Genomic DNA, 20877 nt, shown 5'->3' with positions numbered 1-20877 from the left:
GGGCAAAGAGACTAGGCATTATTGGGCTCCCAGATTGACAGCGACCGGAACCGTATCGGCTCCGCGCTCGACTTCGACGGACAGGCGCGCGCCCGGCCGGATTTGGCTTTTCAACGCTTCGATATCGCTGGCCGAGCCGACCGGATTACCGTTGATCGACACGATGATATCGCCATTGCGGAAACCGGCGCTCTTGAACAGGCTGCCGTCTCCTAGGGGAGACAAGACAATACCCGTGATGCGGCCCTGATCATTGCGCGGTGCCAGCGAGGCGACACTGGGAATTTCATTGCTGTCCAGAGAAAGGGAAGCCGGCGCCACCGGATTCTCGGTGCCGACGGTCTGCGCGGGGATCGACTGGTCGAGATAGAGGCTCTCGCGCACGCGGCCCCGGTTGATGATCACATGGTCAAATTCCACGCTGTCGAGCGTGACACCGGACATGATCTCCTCACCGACGGCGTAATTAGTCTGCACGCCGTCCGGGCCGGCCAGGATGGCCGAGCCCAGTCCCGATGCCTCGTTCATGCGGATGCCGAAAAGCGTCAGCTGCAGCGATGTCACGACATTGGCGCTTTGCGTGGCATCGCTCCGGAAAAACGGATCGAAGCTGCTGAACAGCGTCAGCCGCGATTGCGGCGACAGCAGCTCGACATCATTGGCGCGATAGTCGCCGACCGGACCCAGCGGCGTCAGCACCAGCCAAATCAGCCGGACGGCCTGGACCAGCAGCAAAACCGCCAATATGGCAAAAAGAAACGGGTACAGCCCTTTCTGGCTATACCAGCGGGCCACCGTGTCAAATCTGTACGACAAGCTATTCCCCACGAATCCCCGCAACCTTGCAACCCCCGTCGCGCTATAGCGGTTTCACGACCGTTCGACGACTCATTGGTGACGAATATATTACAGCTTTGCCGCTATATGCACAGAGCGTCAGGGCAATTGCATATCCAGCAGGGCACCCAATTCGTCGAGCGCCTGCCGCTCGGCCGACACCTTGATCGCCGCCATGCCAAGCGCCGCCGCCGGTTTGCAGTTGATCCCGAGATCGTCAAGATAGATGCATTGCGCCGGATCGACGTTCAGCGCCTCGCACATCATCTGGTAAATACGCGGATCGGGCTTGCGCACGCCGGCCTTGCTGCTTTCGATAATATGGTCGAAGCGCTGCATGATCGCGGTGACCGCAGCCGCTTTTTCATCGTCCATCGCCATGCCCGCGCCCTTGCCGGCAGGGACATTGTTGGTGATGCACGATATCGTGAAGCCTTCGCTTTTCAGCCGGTCGAGCGTCGCCACCATATTGGGCCGCACGTCACCGGCAAGAACCGCCAGCACATCGGCACCGCGCAATTCGATACCGATGGCGCGCGCTTCCGCTGCAAAGGCTTCGTCGAAACCCGCACCATCCAGCTCCGCGCGCTCGAACCTGGCCCAGGCATTATCATCGGGATTGGCGCTGTTGATCCGGCGCACGCTGTCCTTCGGCACGCCTTTTTCGGCTTCCAGCCGGTTGAACGCTTCAAACGGCGAGCTTGTGATCACCCCGCCAAAATCAAAAATTACAGTTTGATATTTCATGCAACAACAGCTCCAAAAATCGATCCGATGGCGGCGGTCGCAGCCATGGCAGCAGCCCCCCAGAAAGTCACGCGTACAACGGGGCGGAATATCGGCGCGCCACCAAGTATTGCCCCGGCTGCCCCCAGCGCGGCAAGCAACAGCAAGGCCGTACCGGACACAATCCAGATCAGCATCTGGCCGCTGAATAGCGCCGCAAGGATTACCGGCAATATCGCCCCGGCCGCAAATGCCAGAGCAGAAGCAGCCGCCGCCTGCAACGGCTTGGCCGAAAAATGCTCGGTCAGGCCAAGTTCATCGCGCAAATGCGTGCCCAGCGCGTCATGTTCGGTCAGTTGATCGGCGACCTTCTCGGCGAGATCGGCCGTCAATCCACGATTCTTGTAGATCGTTATCAGCTCGATCCGCTCGGCCTTGGGCTGGTTTTCCAGCTCCCAGGCCTCCTTGGCCCGTTCCGCCTTTTCGCTATCGGCCTGCGAACTGACCGAAACATATTCACCGGCCGCCATCGACATCGCCCCGGCTACCAGTCCGGCAAATGCTGTGAGCAATATCGTCTCCTGAGACGTGGCCGCAGCCGCCACCCCGACCACCAGACTGGCGGTAGAGACAATACCGTCATTCGCCCCCAGAACCGCAGCGCGCAGCCAGCCTACCCGGTCAATCCGATGTTTTTCCGCATGAATTCTGTTCAAGGCTGCTTCCTATTTGTTGAGATATTCCAGTTTCAGTCCAGGCCGTTTCCAGCGGGTCTTGACCAGTTTTCCGGTCGCCGACAGGCAAATCCACGCGTCCATCATATCCTCGCCGCCAAAGCAGATATTGGTGGTGAAGATATCCGGCGTCTCGACAAATTCGACCAGCTCACCTTCCGGAGAAATGACGCTAATCCCGCACTCGCCGATCGTCGCGACGCAGATATTGCCGCATTCTTCCATCGCCAGACTGTCGAAAAATTTATAGCCAGAGGGACGATAGAGCGGAATGCCCGGACCGCCCGGCCCTGCATCGGCAGCCACCTTGCCCGGTGCGGTGATATTGAATTTCATCAACCGGCAGGTAAAGGTCTCGGCGGCGTAGAGCGTGTTGCCATCTGGAGAAATGCCGATGCCATTGGGATTGTTGGAGGGAAAGATCACCTCTTCCAGATGGCTGCCGTCGGCCTTTGCATAGAAAATCCCGACAATATCGTGGCAGCGTTTCTCGTAATCGGTCTTGCCATGATCGGTGAACCAGAAGCCGCCATGGGCGTCGAACTGGATGTCATTGGGCCCGCGCAGGATGCAGCCGAAATCGCCGTCATTATAGAGGGTTTCGACTTCGCCGGTGTCAGGATCGACCCGCTGGATGCTGCCACCGGCATAGTCTTTCGCGATACCCGCGGGGGTCAAAAAGCCGTTCTCGTCCTTATATTCAAAGCCGCCATTGTTGCAGACATAGATTTTGCCATCCGGTCCCATGGCCGCGCCATTGGGGCCGCCACCGGTCTTGGCGACCAGCTGCTTGGTGCCGTCGGGCAGGACCCGGGTGAGCTGCTGCGCCTCGATTTCGACCAATATCACGCTGCCGTCCGGCATTGCTATCGGCCCCTCGGGAAAGCGTAGCCCTTCGGTGACTATCTCCATGAATCCATCCTCTCAAATTTTGTCACAGTCATTGCGGGAATCCGGCTACAAGTCTAGTGCTTAGGCAGAAGGTTACAGGAGCAACTATGTCCAACGCTTATCCAGGAAAATTGCAACTTCATATCGACGGCGAATGGATCGACGGCGGAGATCGCGACGTCCATCAGGTTGTCAATCCGGCGACTGGTGAGGCGATTGCCGATCTGCCCAAAGCAACGACAGCCGACCTCGACCGCGCCCTGAACGCAGCCGACCGTGCCTTCCCAATCTGGCGCGACACATCGGTAGCCGAGCGCGCCGTGATATTGCACAAGGCCGCCGACCTGATGCGCGAGCGGGCACCGGAAATCGGCCGTCTGATGACCTATGAACAGGGCAAGCCGCTGGCCCAAGCCGTCGGCGAAGTCACCGCATCCGCCAGCCATTTCGACATCATGGCCGAGGAAGCCAAGCGCTGCTACGGCCGTGTTCTCGTGCGCCCGGCCGGCCAGAACAGTTTTGTCAAATATGAGCCGGTCGGACCGGTCGCGGCGTTCAGCCCCTGGAATTTCCCGATCTTCACGCCGGTGCGCAAGCTGGCACCGGCGATTGCCGCAGGCTGCTCCATCATTCTCAAACCGGCGGAAGAAACCCCCGCCAGCCCGATCGAGATGATCCGCTGCCTTGTTGATGCCGACCTCCCCTCCGGCGTCGCGCAGGTCGTCTTTGGCGATCCGGCCGAAGTCTCCAGCCATCTCATTGCCTCCCCGGTGATCCGCAAGATCAGCTTCACCGGCTCGGTTCCGGTCGGCAAGCATCTGATGAAGCTCGCAGCCGAGGGCATGAAGCGCACGACCATGGAACTGGGCGGTCACGCACCGGTGCTGGTCTTTGATGACTGCGATATCGAAAAAGCGCTCGATCTGACCGCGATGCAAAAATATCGCAACGCGGGGCAGGTCTGCGTCTCGCCGACCCGTTTCTACGTCCAGTCCGGCATTTATGACCGGTTCGTCAAAGGCTTTACCGAGCGCGCCGCCAAGGTCGCGGTCGGCGACGGCTTCGGCGACGGGATTGAAATGGGCCCCCTCGCCAATCCCCGCCGTCCGAGCGCCGTCGGCGCGATGATCGAGGACGCACGGACAAAGGGCGCAGACGTGCGGCTGGGCGGAGAACGGCGCGGCGACAAGGGCTTTTTCTTTGATCCCACCGTCCTGTCCCACGTCCCGCTCGACGCCGATATCATGAACGACGAGCCATTTGGTCCTGTGGCTGTGATGCGGCCCTTCGACACGCTGGACGAAGCCATCGAACAGGCCAACCGCCTGCCGCTGGGACTGGCGGCCTATGCCTTCACCAACAGCCTGCACACCGCCAATATGGTCGGCGACAGGATCGAAGCCGGGATGGTCGCGATCAACAATCTGACCGTCAGCCCCGGCGACGCGCCCTTCGGCGGCGTCAAGGAAAGCGGCCACGGATCGGAAGACGGACCGGACGGGCTGAAAGCCTATATGGTGACCAAAGCGATCCATCAGGCTTGAATGATTCCCTCTCCCTCAAGGGAGAGGGTTGCGACGACTTGGCAACTTGTTGCCCAGTCATAGCTGGGTGAGGGTGTACAATATTCCGAGGACAGAACGCCCTCATCCAACTTCGCCTAGGCAGCAAAGCTGCCAAGGCTTCATATCCTTCTCCCTCACGGGAGAAGGGCGGGTGAGCATGGAGAAAGAAACATGAAAAAACGCACCGGGGCACAAATACTCGTCGACCAACTGGTCATCCAGGGCACCGATCGCATCTTCACCGTTCCCGGCGAAAGCTTTCTCTCCGTGCTCGACGCGCTCCACGACTGCGGCACCATCCAGACCGTCTCCACCCGGCAAGACGGCAGCGCCGCTTTCATGGCCGAGGCCGACGGCAAGATGACCGGTACCCCCGGCATTGCCTTTGTCACCCGCGGCCCCGGCGCGACCAACGCCAGCATCGGTGTCCACACCGCGATGCAGGACAGCACGCCGATGATCCTGTTCATCGGCGATGTTGCCCGCGATGACCGCGACCGCGAGGGCTTTCAGGAAGTCGATTTCACCGCCATGTTCACCCCGCTCGCCAAATGGGCGGCGCGGATCGACAATGCAGCGCGAATTCCGGAATATATCGCCCGCGCTTTTGATACCGCCAGTTCGGGACGCCCGGGACCGGTCGTTCTGTCGCTGCCCGAAGACATGCTGCGCGACGAGGTCGAAGCACTCGACCGCCCCAAGGTCGTCGCCCCGGCCCAGCCGCTTTGTCCGGACGCGATGACGACACTCACCGACATGCTGCGCGATGCGACCGACCCGATTGCGATCATCGGTGGCGCGGGCTGGAGTGCCAAGAGCAAACATTATTTCGCCCAATATGCCGAGCGCATCGGACTGCCGGTGGCGGTTGCGTTCCGGCGGCAGGATAATTTTCCCAACGAAAGCCCGGTCTATGCCGGCAATCTCGGCTACGGCCCCAATCCGAAGCTGGTCCAGCGGATCAAGGACGCGGATCTGATACTTGCGGTCGGCGCGCGGCTCGGCGAGGCGACCACCGATGGCTATACATTGATCACCCCCGACCATCCCGACCAGATTCTCGTCCACGTCCATCCCGATCCCGACGAGCTCAACCATGTCTATCGCACCGACCTGCCGATCTGCGCCGAGATGGACGAGTTCGCTGAACAGGTCGCGCTGTGGGACGATGATCTCCTCACCTTCGAAGCCGGCAAGGCCGCGCATCAGGACTATCTGGACTGGTCGAACCCGAAACCCAGTGCCGCCAAGCTCGATCTCGGCCTCTGCGTGGAGGCAATGCAACAGCAGATTCCCGCCGACGCGATTATCTGCAACGGCGCCGGCAATTTTTCCGGCTGGTGGCACCGCTACTGGAAATATGGCGCCTTCCCCAGCCAGCTCGCCCCGACATCCGGCGCCATGGGCTACGGCGTCCCGGCCTCGGTCGCAGCATCCCTGCGCTTCCCCGACCGCGTGTCGGTGGTTATAGCGGGCGACGGCGACTTCATGATGAACGGTCAGGAACTCGCCACCGCGATCCAGTATGACGCCAACCTGCTGGTGCTGGTGATCGACAATGGCAGCTTTGGCACCATCCGCCTGCACCAGGAACGCGAATATCCGGCAAGACTTTCGGCGACATCGCTGAAGAACCCCGACTTCGCGGCACTGGCAAAGGCCTATGGTGGCTGGAGCGCGACGGTGGAAGCCACCGACGACTTTGCACCGGCTTTATCCGAGGCCATGAAACGCAAGGGACTAAGATTGCTTCACTTGAAAACCGACGTCGAATTTCTGACCGCTGCCGGCGCGACCGTGAGCGGATTGCGAAGCGCCGACTAGCCGAACACCGACCATCCCGTCTGCCGCACCAACTCTCCCAGCGCGAGGCTGCCGACCCGGGACGTTCCGGCGCGGTTCAGGCCCGGCGACCAGACCGCAATGGTTCCCTGCCCCGGCGCGACGGCCAATATGCCGCCGCCGACGCCGCTTTTTCCCGGCAGGCCGATCCGATAGGCAAAGTCGCCGCTATTGTCATAATGGCCGCTGGACATCATCACCGCCAGAATCCGGCGGCATCGCTGGCGGGTGACGACTTGCTCGCCGGTGACAGGATCGCGGCCACCATGGGCCAGGAATAATGCGGCGCGCGCGAGCTGGCGGCAGGTGACCGCAACGGCACAATGGCGGAAATAGGCCGCGAGCGTTTTTTCTACCGGATTCGCCATATTGCCAAAGGCCGCCATGAAATGGGCCAGCGCCCGGTTGCGCGAGCCCGACTCCGCTTCCGACAGGGCAACAGCGCTGTCGATCTGGATCGTGTCGTCCTGCGCCAGCCGCCGCAACATGGTCAGCAGCTCTACCACCGCCGGCTCGGCACCGTCGCTGTCGGCGCAATAATGTTCGACCAGATGATCCGTGGTCACGATCGCGCCTGCGTTGATCAGCGGGTTGCGCGGTATGCCCTGTTCATTTTCCAGCTGGACGATCGAGTTGAACGGCGAACCTGACGGCTCCCGCCCGACCCGGTCCCAAAGCCGGTCGCCGACCGCCTTGAGCGCCAGTGAAAGAGTGAAAATCTTGGATATGCTCTGCATGGAGAATGCTTCATCGGAATCGCCGAGCGTTTCCATCCGTCCGTCGGAAAGCGCCACCGCCAGCCCGAATTTACGCGGATCGACACTGGCCAGCGCCGGAATATAGTCGGCGACCTTGCCGGTTCCGATTTCAGGAGCGACCGCCTGTTCGACCGCGTTGAGGATTTCCGGCCAGTCCGGATTGTCTTCACTCACCCGCCATCTCCAGTATCGCCTGCCATTCCTGCTCCGTCACCGGAGCCACCGACAAGCGCGTCTGCCGGATGATCGCCAGATCTTTCAGCTCGGGATTCTGCTTCATTGCCTTGAGCGGCACTGATCTGGCAAGTTTCCGAACCGGCTTTACCTTGACCACCACCCAGCGGTCCGGGTCGGTCGTCACATCGGGAGAGGCCTCTTCGCTCACTTCCATGATGCCGACCACGTCCAGCCCCTGACGCGAATGGTAGAAAAAGACCTGATCGCCTTTCTGCATAGCCTTCATATTGTTCGACGCCTGCGCATTCTTGACGCCGTCCCAGATGCCTTCACCCTCGGCGACCAGATCATCCCAGCCATATTCATCCGGCTCCGATTTCATCAGCCAATATTGCGGCATATCACTCTCCTTCGCTGCGCAGCCGATGCTAGCCGACCCTGCGCAAACAAAAAAGGCCCCGCAATCATGCGAGGCCTGGTTTGTCCTGTGATATCCGAACCTATTTCGGCATCAGGATCGCGTCGATGACGTGCAGCGTGCCGTTGGTCGATTCCACATCGGCCTGGGTGACATTGGCCTTGTTGCCGGCGCCGTCCTCAAGAACGATCTTGTCGCCTTCCATGCTCGCCTTGATCACGCCGCCCTGCAGGGTGGTGATGCTGGCGGTGCCGCCGCCGTCGGTGATTGCCTTGGCGATATCGGCAGAAGTCATGCTGCCCTCGACGAGGCTATATTTCGTGATGTCGGCCAGCGCGTCCTTGTTATCCGCATGCATCAGCTCGCTCAGCTTTTCAGCGTCCATCTTGTTGTAGACTTCGTTGGTAGCGGCAAATGCCGTGTAGGATCCATCGCCATCGAGCTCGGCGCCAACTCCGGAAAGACCGAGCAAGGTGCTCGCGGTGCTGAGGTCGGGATTGGCCTGCAGTACGGCGATCAGGTTGGTCGGCTTCGCTTCGTCGGCGATGCGCGCATCGAGCAGTTCCTGGTCCTCTTTGCTCAATTCCGAAGAACAGGCCGGTACCAGTGCCAGAAGAGATGATGCCAGAATAATTTTGGGGGCGTTGAACATGAATTTCCTTTCTTGTGATCCATCCGCTTGACGCACCATACGAACAAGTGGTGATGAAATTCGAAGGCGCGGGTTAGCGTTGCCTGCACCAGAAGGAAACCCACAAAAACCCTAATAGAAAAGGGCTCCACCTAGCGGTGAAGCCCTTTGTCGTCCGACCTGGTTCAGGCGGATCAAAATTATCCCGGCATGACAACCGTATCGATCGCGTGGATCACACCATTGGATGCCTCGACATCGGTCAGGATGACGGTTGATTTCCCTCCGGTTTCGTCTTCGAGAATGACCGAATCGCCATCCAGCGTGGCCTTCAGCATTCCGCCCTGCACCGTGGTCAGCACCGCGGTGCCACCGCCATTGGTGATCGCGCTGATGACATCAGCCGCTTTCAGCTCTCCGGCAACCACGTGATAGGTCAGCAGGCCGGTCAGATCCGCCTTTTTTTCCGGTGTCAGCAAGGCATTCAGCGTGGCGGGGTCGACCTTGGCAAAGGCGTCGTTGGTCGGCGCAAAGACGGTAAAGGGTCCCTCGCTGCCCAGAGTGGACGCCAGATCCGCCGCGGTGACTGCGGTGACAAGCGTCGAGAAATCGGCATTGCCCACGGCAACATCGACGATCGTTCCGGTTTCGGCGCTATCAGCCGAATCCATCATCGCATTGGCTGAGCCTTCGTCGACGGCGGCCTGGGGCGCTTCGGTGGAGCAGGCGGCCAGCGCGATAACGGCGCTGGTGGTCAGGATCAATTTGGGGGAAATACGCATGATGAGCCTTTCAAAATTGCAAATGCATCCCGCCCACCGCGAAGGCGGCCGGCGTTGGATGATTGCGAGATGGGCTATTTCGGGAAAGGTTAGAACCTGTCCTTTGAGGCGTATCGGAAGGCTCAGTCCTTGCCGAGATGGACGAAGTCGCGGTCAAAGCTCTTCAGGTTGGCGCCGCCGTCGACATAGACAATCTGTCCGGTGACCGCCTTTGCGCGCGCAAGATAGAGAACCGCGTCGGCGATATCATCCGGCTCCGGCAGCCGGTCGAGCGGCATCATCGCGGTGATATTGGCCAGCTGCTCCTCGCCATATTCACCGGCCGTCAGCGTCAGTCCCGGCGCGACGCCATTGACGCGGAGCTTGTCCGCGCAGGCCACGGCGAGCGAGCGAACCGAACCGGCCAGGGCCTGTTTCGAAAGCGTATAGCTCAGCTGGTCCCGATTGGGATTGCGGATGCGCTGGTCCAATATGTGGATCACACAGGCGCGATCGCTGCCGGCGGGCCGGCGGTGATGGAGAGCGGTCGTCAGCAGCACGGGCACCATGCTGTTGACCCGCAAATGCTCCTGCAAATCCTTTTCCGACAGAGAGCCGGCATCATCCTGCCCGAATATCGAGGCGCTGTTGACGATCAGATCCGGCGTCCGCCCAAAATGGTCGACGATCTGGTCCATCAACGCTTCGGCGGCGCCTTCCTCAAGAAAATCCTGCTGGAAACCGGACCAGTCACAGCCTGTTTCCGCAAGCTTCCTGGCCAAGCCCTCTTCGGGGATGGCATCGCTATTGCCATGCAGCGCCAGCGCATAGCCGGCCTCGGCCAGTCGCGCGGCAATCGCCGCGCCCACCCGTTTCACGCCGCCGGTGACCAGCGCGATTGGCGCGGTCATTTCCGGCTCCGGCTAAGCGTGATGCCGATCTGCTCCCCTTTTTCGGAGATCAGCAGCTTGACGATCTTCACCGTAACGCGAAGAATATTCGCGTCCTGCAGGAACAATGTCTCGATGATATGGTCCGCGACCGCCTCGATCAGCTTGAAATGCACGCCTTCCGGCAGCGCATCCGTCGCGGCATGTTTCAGGTCCATATAATTTTTCGAATGGTCGAGCGACGTGTCCGCTTCATAACGCTCCTGCACTTTCAGTTCGGCAGCGATCGAAATGCGCAGCGGCTGTGGCAAGTGGGTCTCTTCGGAATAGATTCCGGTGAGCACGTCGACATCGAGGTCGTTGACTTCCAGGAGCAATGTGTCTGTCATAGATAATATCTGACCATGTTAGCGGGGAAATGGCAAGTCAGGCGGACCAGCGCGCGAATATCGCGGTCGGCAGCAGCAACCCGCGCGCTTCCTCGCGCACCGCCAGTTCGCCAACCTCGATCGTGCCGCCCAGATGGGCCAGCTTTTCGTTCAGCAGCGACCCCAGCGCCAGCGCTGACATGCGCACCGCATAGACGGTCAGGAACAGGCAGCGGCTGTCGGCATCAAGCAATTGTCCGCAATTCTCGACCAGTCCGGCCAGATGTTCTTCCAGCCGCCAGATTTCACCATCCGGCCCGCGGCCATATTTCGGCGGGTCCATCAGGATCGCATCATAGCGCCGCTCGCGCCTTACTTCGCGGGCGGCAAATTTCGCCGCGTCGTCGATGATCCAGCGGATCGGGCGGTCGGTCATGCCCGACAAAGCCGCGTTGTCACGCGCCGCCGTGACCGATTTCTTCGAGGCATCGACATGCACCAGATTGGCACCGGCTGCCGACAGCGCCAGCGTGCCGACACCGGTATAGCCGAACAGATTCATCATCTGCGGCGATTCGAGCGTCTCCAGATTGCCGCGGAACCAGCGCCAGACCGGGTCCATGTCGGGGAAATAGGCAAGATGCCGGAACGGCGTGCACTGGGCGGTGAAGGTCACTTCTTCCCAGTCCATCTGCCATCCCTCTGCCGGGACATTGCTGTTCAGATGCCAGCGCCCGCCGCCATCCTCGTCCGACGCGGGAACAAACTCCCCATCCGCCTGCCAGTCGTCTTTGGCCGGTGCCCACATCGCCTGCGGCTCGGGGCGGATGAAATGAAATCTGCCGTAGCGCTCCAGCTTGCGGCCATGACCGGAATCCACCAGCGTATAGTCGCTGCGCGGATCGCTGATCATCAATAAAGGGGCGGGGCTGTTTTCAGCCATCGGTCGGCGTGGCATTGGACATGATAAAGCTCTTTACCGCGTCATAGTCACCCGGCAGTTTGGTATATTTTTCCTCGCGGTCAAACAGGTCTCCAACCCGCCGCGGCAGAGACGGACGGATGCCGGTTGCCCGTTCCACAGCATCGGGGAATTTCGCCGGATGAGCGGTCGCCAGCGTGACCACCGGTACCGCCGGGTCGAGATCGACCTGTTGCGCTGCCGACAGGCCGATGGCGCTGTGCGGGTCAATGATCTGTCCGGCCTTGTCCTGCGCCCAGCGCATCGCCAGCGCCATATCGTCCGGGTCAACGCGGCAGCTGGTGAACAGCGACGCCGCCGTGTCCCGCATGCCGGGCTCCAGCTGCATATTGTGGCTCTGTTCAAAGTCCGCCATGCGGGCAGAGGTTTTTGCGCCGTCGCGCCCTTCGAGATCGAAGAGCAGCCGTTCAAAATTGCTGCTGACCTGAATATCCATCGAAGGCGCCGCGGTCGGTGTCACGCTGCCGGTGGAATAGTCCCCCGCGCTCAGCGCCCTGTGAAGGATGTCGTTGACATTGGTCGCCACGATCAGCCGTTCAATCGGCAGTCCCATTTTCGAGGCAACATAGCCGGCAAAGACATCACCGAAATTGCCGGTCGGCACGGAAAAGGCGATCTTGCGATGCGGCGCGCCCAATTGGCTGGCGGCGTAAAAATAATAGACAACCTGCGCCATCAGACGCGCCCAGTTGATCGAGTTGACCGCCGAGATCGAGAAGCGACTGGTCACTTCCTGATCCGCGAACATCCGCTTCACCATCGCCTGGGCATCATCGAAGCTGCCGTCGATCGCGATATTGTGGACATTGGGTGCGCGCACCGTCGTCATCTGCCGGCGCTGGACATCGGAAATCCGGCCATCGGGATGAAGCATGAAAATATCGACCTTGTCCCGCCCGGCTAGCGCATCGATCGCGGCCGATCCGGTATCGCCGGAGGTCGCGCCGACCACGGTCAGATGCTTGTCCTGCCGGGCGAGGAATGTCTCGAAGAACAGGCCGAGTATCTGCAGCGCCACATCCTTGAAGGCGAGAGTCGGTCCGTGAAACAGTTCGAGCAGCCATTGCCGCCCGTCAAGCTGCACCAGCGGCGTCACCGCAGCGTGGGAGAAACGGCCGTAAGCCTGTTCGCAAAGTTCGCGAAGTTCCGCTTCGCCAAGCGCACTACCGACAAAAGGCTGCATCACCCGGACGGCCGTCTCGACATAGGACAGCCCCGCCATCGCGGCGATTTCGCCTTGGCTGAAAGACGGCCATGATTCGGGCACATAAAGGCCGCCATCGCCAGCCAGTCCGGCCAGGGTTACTTGTTCGAAATTCAGTGCGGGCGCAGCGCCTCTGGTAGAGATATAGTCCATGATGGCGAGCGGGTTAGGACAAGTTGCCGGATTGGGCAACGCCCTTGTTGCGACCGCGCAACGCGAGCAGAAAAATGACCAGGGCAATAGCGGCAAAGAGAAACCACTGGACCGCATAGGACATATGGTTGTTCGGGACATCCTCCAGCGCCGGTGGCTGGCTTTTCTGCAGTCCCGCAACCGGTTCGCTGGCCACCAGACGGATGATATATTGGCTGTCCGGTGCGATTACACCATCGACGATACCGCCTGCCCATTCCGGATTGTCCGGCCGGGTGGACCAGCCCGCAACCACTTGCGCGCCCGGCCCTTCCGCGCCAGCGGTACGGCACTGGGCGATATGCGCCCAGCCCGATTGCCCGCTGGCACTTCGCCCGCTGGTCGAACGCCAGCCAGTCACTTCCAGGCAATTGACGGTCGATCTGCGAAAATAGGGAGGATCATTCTCGTCGGGTACGGCGGGATAGGCTATCGCCGGCAAATCCGACGCCGAAGCATAGCTTGCCAGCAGCCCGTTTTTCCATTCGGCACGCTGCAGCTGCCAGATGCCCAGGCCGGTCATGATCGCTACGGCAACCAGAACGAGAATGGTTCCGAATATCGGCAGGCGGCTGATCATGGTCCGTCGCTGCCGTCGATACTGCCTTCGCGGGCCTGATTGCGATGTTCGAGAATCAGCAGCAAGGCTTTCGACATCCGCAAGGATCCGACAACCGCAGCAACGGTCAGCGGCACCCAGAGCATTATATGCACCCAGATGGGCGGATGGAAATTCGCTTCGATCGCCAGCGCCAGCCCGAGAATGACCGCGCCCACTATCAATGTCAGGAAGGCCGCTGGCCCATCCCCGACATTATACTGGCTATAGTCGAGACCACAGGCGCGGCACTTGTCCGAAAAGCGTGTCAGATTGGCAAAAAGCGTCTTCTGCCCGCAATCGGGGCAGAGACCAAAAAGGGCAGCAGGAAGAACCTCCGGCTGCCCTTTTCCATTTTCGGTGTCGGTCAACGCGCTGGCCTAGTGGACCGGTGCGCCCCAGCCGCCCCAGACATAGACGACGATGAACAGGAACAACCAGACCACATCGACGAAATGCCAGTACCAGGCGGCTGCTTCAAAACCGAAATGCTGTTTCGGGGTGAAGTGGCCCTTGTAGGCCCGCGCCAGGCAGACGATCAGGAAGATCGTACCCACCAGGACGTGGAAACCGTGGAAGCCGGTCGCCATGTAGAATGCCGAACTGTAGTTGATGCCGGCAAAGGGGAACGGCGCAACGCTATATTCATAAGCCTGGATGAAGGAGAACAACACGCCCAGGATGATCGTCAGCCACAGACCGGTGATCATGCTCTTGCGGTCACCGTGGAGCAGCGAATGGTGCGCCCAGGTGATGGTCGTGCCGGAGCACAGCAGGATCATTGTGTTGAGCAGCGGCAGTTCGAAGGCGTTGAGCACCTCGATACCCTTTGGTGGCCATTGCAGCAGCGCCGCAGCACCTTCCTGACCGATATAGTTGGTGGTGATGCCGTCCAGCAATTCGATCGGCTGGGGGAAAAGGGCAAAATCGAACCATGCCCAGAACCAGCCGACGAAGAACATGACTTCCGAGGCAATGAACAGGATCATGCCGTAGCGCAAATGCAGCTGTACCACCGGCGTATGGTCACCGGCATGGGCTTCCTTGATCACATTCGACCACCATGCGAAGAATGTCAGCGCAACAGCGGATGTGCCGATAGCGAAGAGCAACGGTCCGAACGCATAGATATCACTGTGCATCCAGCGAATACCGCCGATGGCCATGACAAAGGCAGAAAATGAACCGACGAACGGCCAGATGTCTGGCGGCAGAATGTGATAATCATGATTTTTGGCACCGGCCATAATATTTCCCTAACCTTACTCTCGAATATCTCTTAGCTATCGCCCGCACCGGCGTCCAGCGCCTGCTGGTCGACCGAACGGTAAAAGGTATAGCTAAGCGTAATTTCCTGAATATCTTTTGTTTCCGGATCATCCATGATCGCCGGATCAACATAATAAAGCACCGGCATCCGCACCGTCTCTCCCGGTTTCAGCACCTGTTCGCTGAAGCAGAAGCACTGGACCTTGTTGAAATATTGGCCGGCGAGAAGCGGGGTCACATTGAAAGTCGCGGTTCCGACAACCGGCTGGTCGCCGTTGTTGGTGGCAATGAATATTGCCATGTCACGGGCACCGACGGTGACATGATCGACCGCCTGCTCCGGCTTGAAGGACCAGGGCAGCGCCGAATTGACGTTGGAATCGAAGCGGATCGACATCACCTTGCTGGTGGTCTGCACGGTGGCGGCCTGCGCCGCGTCAACGCGCTGGGTGGTTCCGCCATAGCCGGTAACCCGGCAAAATACGTCATAGAGCGGCACCGCGGCAAAACCCAGGGCAAGCATGCCGAGCCCCATGCAGGCGGCCATGACACCGCTGCGCCGGTTCTTGTTGGAAAGAGAGGCTTCGGCGGTCGACATCAGGAGCCCGACCCGATTTTGACGATGGTGATGAAATAGAAGAGTATGACCATGAAACCGAGCAGTCCGGCCAATATGATCGCCCGCTGTTTCTGCCGTGCCTGATAGGCCTTCTGCTCTTCGGGGCTCATCGGCGCACTATTCGGGTCATGCTCGGTCATGCCAAAATCATCCTGTCAGCGACAACCGCACCGAACAGCGCGAAAAGATAGAGAATGGAGAATTTGAACAGGCGTTTTTCGGCCGCCATATCTTCCGGTTCGGTGGTCTGGCTGCGCCCCACCTGCCAGGACAGCGCGCAGAATATCACGCTCAGCGCGATCGAGGCCACGCCATAGACCGCTCCGGCAAGATCAAGCGCGAAGGGTGCAATGGCGACCGCTGCGAGCACCAGACTATAACCGAAAATCTGTTTGCGGGTGGACTGGCGACCGGCGACGACCGGCATCATCGGCACGCCGGCCTTGGAATAGTCGCTGTTCACGAACAGCGCGAGCGCCCAGAAATGCGGCGGCGTCCAGAAGAAGATGATCGCGAACAGCAGGAACGGCATCAGCGTCATGTCACCGGTCACCGCGGCCCAGCCGATCGCTGGCGGGAAGGCGCCGGCAGCGCCGCCGATAACGATATTCTGTGGCGTGCTGCGCTTCAGCCAGATGGTGTAGACCACGGCGTAGAAGAAAATCGAGAAAGCGAGAAAGGCCGCGCTGAACCAGTTGACCGCAACGCCCATCAGCAGAACCGAAAATACCGACAGGCCAATGCCGAAATGCAGCGCGGTCTCGCGGTCCATCCGCCCCGCAGGCAACGGACGGCTCTGGGTCCGCTTCATCACAGCGTCGATATCGGCCTCATACCACTGGTTGAGCGCGGCCGAGGCCCCTGCCCCGAGGCTGATCGCCAGAATCGCCGTAAATCCGATAACCGGATGGATAGATCCCGGCGCGGCCAGCAAACCGCAAAGCGCGGTAAATATGACCAGCGACATCACGCGCGGCTTGGTCAGCGCGAAGAGATCCTTCGCGCTGGCCAGGCCTTGCATAGTGTGTGACGCAGTGGTCATTTTGCTTTCCAGATTTCCAACGGGTCCTCAGATCACTTGATCTGGGGAAGGGTTTCGAACTGGTGGAACGGCGGCGGGCTGGTCAGGGTCCATTCCAGCGTCGTTGCGCCTTCGCCCCAGTAGTTGCCCTCTGCCTTGCGGCCAGCCAGCAGCGACCAACCGATGTTCACGAAGAAGATCAGCACGCCGACCAGCATCACGGCATAGCCGATCGAACTGATCTGGTTCCAGTAAGCAAACTGCTCCGGATAATCGGCATAGCGACGTGGCATGCCCTGCTGTCCGAGGAAATGCTGCGGGAAGAACAGGATGTTCACGCCGATGAAGAAGATCCAGAAGTGGAGCTGCCCCAGCAGTTCGCTGTACATCCGGCCCGACATTTTCGGGAACCAGTAGTAGAAGCCGGCGAAGATCGAGAAGACCGCGCCCAGCGACAGCACATAGTGGAAGTGGGCAACCACATAATAAGTGTCGTGGAGATTGTCGTCGATACCGCCATTGGCCAGCACAACACCGGTCACGCCACCGACGGTGAACATGAAGATGAAGCCAAGGGCCCACATCATCGGTGTCTTGAAGGTCATCGACCCGCCCCACATGGTCGCGATCCACGAGAAGATCTTGATGCCGGTCGGCACCGCGATCACCATGGTGGCTGCGGTGAAATACATTTTCACGTTAACCGACATGCCGGTGGTGAACATATGGTGCGCCCAGACGACGAAGCCGACCACGCCGATGGCAACCATCGCATAAGCCATGCCGAGATAGCCGAACACCGGCTTGCGGCTGAACGTCGCAACGATATGGCTGATCATGCCGAAACCGGGCAGGATCATGATGTAGACTTCAGGGTGACCGAAGAACCAGAACAGATGCTGGTACAGGACCGGATCACCGCCACCGGCAGCGTCGTAGAAGGTCGTGCCGAAATTACGGTCGGTGAGCAGCATCGTGATTGCAGCAGCCAGCACAGGAAGCGCGAGAAGCAGCAGGAATGCGGTAACCAGAACCGACCAGACGAACAGCGGCATTTTGTGCAGGGTCATGCCCGGCGCGCGCATATTGAAGATGGTCGTGATGAAGTTGATCGCCCCGAGAATGGAGGACGCGCCCGCGAGATGGAGCGACAGGATTGCCATGTCCACCGCCGGCCCGACCGACCCGCTGGTCGAGAGCGGCGCGTAGACGGTCCAGCCGGTGCCGGCACCGTTACCGGTACCGCCGGGGACGAAGGACGAACCCAGAAGCAGAAGAAAAGCCGGGACGAGCAGCCAGAAGCTGACATTGTTCATCCGCGGGAAGGCCATGTCCGGCGCGCCGATCATCAGCGGCACGAACCAGTTGCCGAAGCCGCCGATCATCGCCGGCATGACCATGAAGAAGACCATGATCAGACCGTGCGCGGTAATCAGCACGTTCCAGAGGTGATAGGCCTGATCCATCGTCGCTTCGCTGCCGTTGGAAATGCTGGCCCAGGCTTGCAGATACTGGATGCCGGGCTCGGCCAGTTCCAGACGCATCAGACCGGAAATGGCACCACCGATGATGCCCGCGCAAATTGCGAAGATCAGATAGAGGGTGCCGATATCCTTGTGGTTGGTCGACATGAACCAACGCTGGAAAAAGGCCGGCTTGTGATCCGCGTCATGTGCGTGATCGTCAATATGGCCATCTGCTGTGATAGTTGTCATTGCTCTAACCCTCAGTTGGTCGCAGCAGCTGCATCAGCAGCTGCAATTTCGTTGGTCGCTTCGTCTGCGGCAGCGTCGGTCGCAGCAGGCTCGGCCGCCGCGCCTTTCACCGTACCGCCATTGGCGAGGACCCAGTTGTTGAATTTCTCTTCGGAGAGCACTTCAACCGTGATCGGCATGAAGCCATGCCGCGCGCCGCAAAGCTCGGAACACTGGCCATAATAGACGCCTTCGCGGTCGATCTGCAGAACTTTCTCGTTGATCCGTCCGGGAACCGCATCCAGCTTGAACCATGCCGAAGGAATGGCGAAGCTGTGAATGACGTCGGCCGCCGTGATCAAAAGCTTGACCGGCTTGCCGACCGGGATGACCATCCGGTTGTCGGCGGCCAGCTGATAGGGTTCACCGCGTGCTTCGGCTTCTTCTTCGGGAAGCATGTTGGAGATGATTTCGAAATCGCCATTATCGGGATAGCTGTAACCCCAATACCACTGGTATCCGGTCACTTTCACGGTCAGCGCCTCTTCCGGCGCCGGTTCAAACTGGCGGGCAAGCAAGCTGATCGACGGAACGGCGATGACCACGAGGATCAGAACCGGAATGACCGTCCAGATGATTTCGATGAATGTATTGTGCGTCGTTTTCGACGGTTCGGGGTTGGCACCGCGACGGAAACGCAAGACGACCCAGAACAGCAGGCCGAGAACAAGCAGGCTGACACCGACCATCATCGGGACCAGGATCGCGTTGTTGATCCAGTGGGCGGTCTGGCCGGTTTCGCTGAACTGCTCCTGGAAATCAATGCCGCCATCGACCGGCATGCCGATGCCCGGCGTCGGTTTCATCGGGGTATAGAGGGCTGGATCCAGTCCGGACGCGCTGGCTTCGGCTGCTGCGGGTGCATCCGCCGCTTCCAGTTCGCTGGTCGCCGCCGGCTCTACAGACGGCGCTGCCGGCAGCGCTTCCTGCGCCGACAATGCTGTTGGCGTGAGAATCAGGCCAACAGCCAGAATCCAAGCTTTCACAAAATGAGTCATATATCGCTCAACCCTATCTTACCCCAAGTTTCGGTAGTTTTCCGGCGATGGCCCGGTGTTTGGAATCACCAAGCCCGCGTCAGGAATAGTCCGATTGCGGCGGCTTATAGGCATGGTTGCCGCCAGCCTCAAGCTACCGAATAGATATTTTTTCAGTTTTTTGACTTTAATTTTTCTGGCAATGCAGCCGCAATATGCCCATTTGGGCAGAAGGCAAACAAATAGAGCGGGATGAAACATTGACAGAAGACGAGATTTTAGCCGAATTCCGAAGCTGTGACGCCTTGCTGCAAGGCCATTTCATCCTCTCCTCCGGTCGCCATAGCAGCAAATATCTGCAATGCGCGCGGCTGTTGATGAACCCGGCACGGGCCGCCCGCATGGCCGAGGCCCTGGTGGCCCAGATTCCCCAGAATATAAAGCGCTCGATCGACATCGTGGTGTCACCGGCGATGGGCGGCGTCATAATCGGCCATGAAATGGGCCGGGCTCTGGGTCTCGACGCGCTGTTCCTCGAACGCCCCGAGGGCACATTTGAACTCCGCCGCGGTTTCCGGCTGGAACCCGGTCAGAAAGTTCTGATGATGGAAGATGTTGTCACCACCGGGCTGTCCTCGCGCGAAGCGATACAGGCGATCCGGGACGCTGGGGGCGATGTCATTGCCGCCGGGGCGCTGGTCGACCGTTCCAATGGCGCCGCGCAATTCGATGTCCCCTTCTTCCCGCTGGTGACGCTGGACGTGCCATCTTATGCTGCCGACGAAGTCCCCGCTGACCTCGCCGCCATTCCGGCGACCAAGCCGGGCAGCCGCGCGGCACCAGCATCGGCGTGAGCAGCGCCAACCACCTTCGTCTCGGCGTCAATATCGACCATGTTGCCACGATCCGCAACGCCCGCGGCGGCGACCACCCCGAACCGGTGCGCGCTGCCCTGCTTGCCGCAGAAGCCGGCGCCGACGGCATAACCGCCCATCTCCGCGAAGACCGGCGCCATATCCGCGATGATGATCTGACCGTCTTGATGGACAAGCTGACCATTCCGCTCAATCTGGAAATGGCGGCGACCGACGAGATGCTGGCCATCGCGCTGCGTCACAAGCCACACGCGGCCTGCATCGTTCCGGAAAACCGCGAGGAGCGGACCACCGAGGGCGGGCTGGATGCTGCCGGTCTGCACAACAAGCTGGCCGATTTTGTCGGACAGCTGAAAGAAGCGAATATCCGCGTCAGCCTGTTCATCGAACCCGATCCGCGCCAGATCGAGGCCGCCATCCGCCTCGGCGCGCCGGTGGTCGAATTTCACACCGGCCATTATGCCGAAGTCACCGGTGCCGGACGCGAAGCCGAACTCCGCCGGATTTCCGATGCCGCCGCACTGGCCGCCAAAAACGGTATTGAACCGCATGCCGGCCACGGCCTGACCTTTGACAATGTCATCCCGATCGCTGCCATCCCGCAGCTCAAAGAACTGAACATCGGCCATTTCCTGATCGGCGAAGCGATTTTCAGCGGTCTTGACGGCAGTATCAGACAGATGCGCGCGCTGATGGACGAAGCCCGATGACAATAGCTGCCAATTTTTCCTCCCCATCGCAGATGGGGAGGGGGACCGCCCGAAGGGTGGTGGAGGGGCCCCTGCCCC

General features: G+C 60.1%; 24 protein-coding genes. 4 read left to right on the top strand and 20 right to left on the bottom strand.

Features of this window, described 5'->3' with window-relative positions; genetic code table 11:
* Positions 1 to 18: 18 nt before the first annotated feature.
* The 4 genes from CHN51_RS09890 to CHN51_RS09875 all read right to left on the bottom strand — a co-directional run bounded on the left by CHN51_RS09890 (position 19) and on the right by CHN51_RS09875 (position 3209).
* Complete coding sequence (locus CHN51_RS09890) at positions 19 to 816, bottom strand: type II secretion system protein N (protein WP_100093868.1); 798 nt, start codon at positions 814 to 816, stop codon at positions 19 to 21.
* Positions 817 to 936: 120 nt separating this feature from the next.
* Positions 937 to 1584: an HAD-IA family hydrolase gene (locus tag CHN51_RS09885; RefSeq protein WP_100093867.1), complete on the bottom strand. Its 648-nt coding sequence runs from the start codon at positions 1582 to 1584 to the stop codon at positions 937 to 939.
* Positions 1581 to 2279, bottom strand: a complete 699-nt coding sequence (locus CHN51_RS09880) for a VIT family protein (RefSeq protein ID WP_100093866.1) — start codon at positions 2277 to 2279, stop codon at positions 1581 to 1583. The genes CHN51_RS09885 and CHN51_RS09880 overlap by 4 nt, the downstream gene beginning before the upstream one ends.
* Positions 2280 to 2288: 9 nt before the next feature.
* Positions 2289 to 3209, bottom strand: coding sequence for an SMP-30/gluconolactonase/LRE family protein (locus tag CHN51_RS09875; protein WP_100093865.1), 921 nt, complete (start codon positions 3207 to 3209; stop codon positions 2289 to 2291).
* Positions 3210 to 3295: 86 nt separating this feature from the next.
* On the opposite strand from CHN51_RS09875, the gene CHN51_RS09870 reads away from it, so the two are divergent.
* Positions 3296 to 4732, top strand: a complete 1437-nt coding sequence (locus CHN51_RS09870) for an NAD-dependent succinate-semialdehyde dehydrogenase (protein ID WP_100093864.1) — start codon at positions 3296 to 3298, stop codon at positions 4730 to 4732.
* Between the two features lie 192 nt (positions 4733 to 4924).
* The gene (locus tag CHN51_RS09865; protein ID WP_100093863.1) at positions 4925 to 6577 is read left to right on the top strand and encodes a thiamine pyrophosphate-binding protein; all 1653 of its coding nucleotides are present in this window, start codon (positions 4925 to 4927) and stop codon (positions 6575 to 6577) included.
* Here the strand turns inward: CHN51_RS09865 and CHN51_RS09860 are convergent.
* The 16 genes from CHN51_RS09860 to coxB all read right to left on the bottom strand — a co-directional run bounded on the left by CHN51_RS09860 (position 6574) and on the right by coxB (position 19235).
* Entirely contained in the window at positions 6574 to 7497 is a 924-nt protein-coding gene (locus tag CHN51_RS09860) for a glutaminase (RefSeq protein WP_100095539.1), read from the bottom strand. The genes CHN51_RS09865 and CHN51_RS09860 overlap by 4 nt on opposite strands.
* 22 nt (positions 7498 to 7519) lie before the next feature.
* Entirely contained in the window at positions 7520 to 7930 is a 411-nt protein-coding gene (locus CHN51_RS09855; protein WP_164089105.1) for an EVE domain-containing protein, read from the bottom strand.
* Between the two features lie 100 nt (positions 7931 to 8030).
* The gene (locus CHN51_RS09850) at positions 8031 to 8600 is read right to left on the bottom strand and encodes a fasciclin domain-containing protein (RefSeq protein WP_164089103.1); all 570 of its coding nucleotides are present in this window, start codon (positions 8598 to 8600) and stop codon (positions 8031 to 8033) included.
* Between the two features lie 179 nt (positions 8601 to 8779).
* Positions 8780 to 9361, bottom strand: a complete 582-nt coding sequence (locus tag CHN51_RS09845; RefSeq protein ID WP_100093861.1) for a fasciclin domain-containing protein — start codon at positions 9359 to 9361, stop codon at positions 8780 to 8782.
* A gap of 122 nt (positions 9362 to 9483) precedes the next feature.
* Positions 9484 to 10251 (bottom strand): SDR family oxidoreductase, encoded by a 768-nt coding sequence (locus tag CHN51_RS09840; protein WP_100093860.1) that lies wholly within the window; start codon positions 10249 to 10251, stop codon positions 9484 to 9486.
* Positions 10248 to 10619, bottom strand: coding sequence for a dihydroneopterin aldolase (locus CHN51_RS09835; RefSeq protein ID WP_100093859.1), 372 nt, complete (start codon positions 10617 to 10619; stop codon positions 10248 to 10250). The genes CHN51_RS09840 and CHN51_RS09835 overlap by 4 nt, the downstream gene beginning before the upstream one ends.
* A gap of 37 nt (positions 10620 to 10656) precedes the next feature.
* The gene (locus tag CHN51_RS09830; RefSeq protein WP_100093858.1) at positions 10657 to 11541 is read right to left on the bottom strand and encodes a class I SAM-dependent methyltransferase; all 885 of its coding nucleotides are present in this window, start codon (positions 11539 to 11541) and stop codon (positions 10657 to 10659) included.
* Entirely contained in the window at positions 11534 to 12937 is a 1404-nt protein-coding gene (thrC, locus tag CHN51_RS09825; protein WP_100093857.1) for a threonine synthase, read from the bottom strand. The genes CHN51_RS09830 and thrC overlap by 8 nt, the downstream gene beginning before the upstream one ends.
* 13 nt (positions 12938 to 12950) lie before the next feature.
* Positions 12951 to 13556 carry an SURF1 family protein gene (locus tag CHN51_RS09820; RefSeq protein ID WP_100093856.1) on the bottom strand — a complete coding sequence of 202 codons (606 nt, stop codon included), beginning with the start codon at positions 13554 to 13556 and terminating at the stop codon, positions 12951 to 12953.
* On the bottom strand, positions 13553 to 13945 hold the full coding sequence (locus CHN51_RS09815; protein WP_100093855.1) for a DUF983 domain-containing protein: 393 nt from the start codon (positions 13943 to 13945) through the stop codon (positions 13553 to 13555). The genes CHN51_RS09820 and CHN51_RS09815 overlap by 4 nt, the downstream gene beginning before the upstream one ends.
* 9 nt (positions 13946 to 13954) lie before the next feature.
* Entirely contained in the window at positions 13955 to 14821 is an 867-nt protein-coding gene (locus tag CHN51_RS09810) for a cytochrome c oxidase subunit 3 (RefSeq protein ID WP_100093854.1), read from the bottom strand.
* A 32-nt stretch (positions 14822 to 14853) separates the two neighbouring features.
* Positions 14854 to 15441, bottom strand: a complete 588-nt coding sequence (locus tag CHN51_RS09805) for a cytochrome c oxidase assembly protein (RefSeq protein ID WP_100093853.1) — start codon at positions 15439 to 15441, stop codon at positions 14854 to 14856.
* Positions 15441 to 15602 carry a hypothetical protein gene (locus tag CHN51_RS19755; protein ID WP_164088916.1) on the bottom strand — a complete coding sequence of 54 codons (162 nt, stop codon included), beginning with the start codon at positions 15600 to 15602 and terminating at the stop codon, positions 15441 to 15443. Before CHN51_RS19755 ends, CHN51_RS09805 begins: the two co-directional genes overlap by 1 nt.
* Entirely contained in the window at positions 15599 to 16504 is a 906-nt protein-coding gene (locus CHN51_RS09800; protein ID WP_100093852.1) for a heme o synthase, read from the bottom strand. The genes CHN51_RS19755 and CHN51_RS09800 overlap by 4 nt, the downstream gene beginning before the upstream one ends.
* A 32-nt stretch (positions 16505 to 16536) precedes the next feature.
* Positions 16537 to 18198 carry a cytochrome c oxidase subunit I gene (ctaD, locus tag CHN51_RS09795; protein WP_100093851.1) on the bottom strand — a complete coding sequence of 554 codons (1662 nt, stop codon included), beginning with the start codon at positions 18196 to 18198 and terminating at the stop codon, positions 16537 to 16539.
* Between the two features lie 11 nt (positions 18199 to 18209).
* Positions 18210 to 19235: a cytochrome c oxidase subunit II gene (gene coxB / locus CHN51_RS09790; RefSeq protein ID WP_100093850.1), complete on the bottom strand. Its 1026-nt coding sequence runs from the start codon at positions 19233 to 19235 to the stop codon at positions 18210 to 18212.
* Between the two features lie 239 nt (positions 19236 to 19474).
* Here coxB and pyrE point away from each other — a divergent pair, with 239 nt between their 5' ends.
* On the top strand, positions 19475 to 20068 hold the full coding sequence (gene pyrE / locus CHN51_RS09785; RefSeq protein WP_100095535.1) for an orotate phosphoribosyltransferase: 594 nt from the start codon (positions 19475 to 19477) through the stop codon (positions 20066 to 20068).
* Positions 20059 to 20799: a pyridoxine 5'-phosphate synthase gene (locus CHN51_RS09780; RefSeq protein WP_100093849.1), complete on the top strand. Its 741-nt coding sequence runs from the start codon at positions 20059 to 20061 to the stop codon at positions 20797 to 20799. The genes pyrE and CHN51_RS09780 overlap by 10 nt, the downstream gene beginning before the upstream one ends.
* The last annotated feature ends 78 nt before the right edge of the window (positions 20800 to 20877 follow it).

The sequence above is a fragment of the Sphingorhabdus sp. YGSMI21 genome (assembly GCF_002776575.1).
Lineage (GTDB): Bacteria > Pseudomonadota > Alphaproteobacteria > Sphingomonadales > Sphingomonadaceae > Parasphingorhabdus.
The sequence above is the reverse complement of the archived record's forward strand: the minus strand, read 5'-3'. Positions and strand labels throughout refer to the sequence as shown.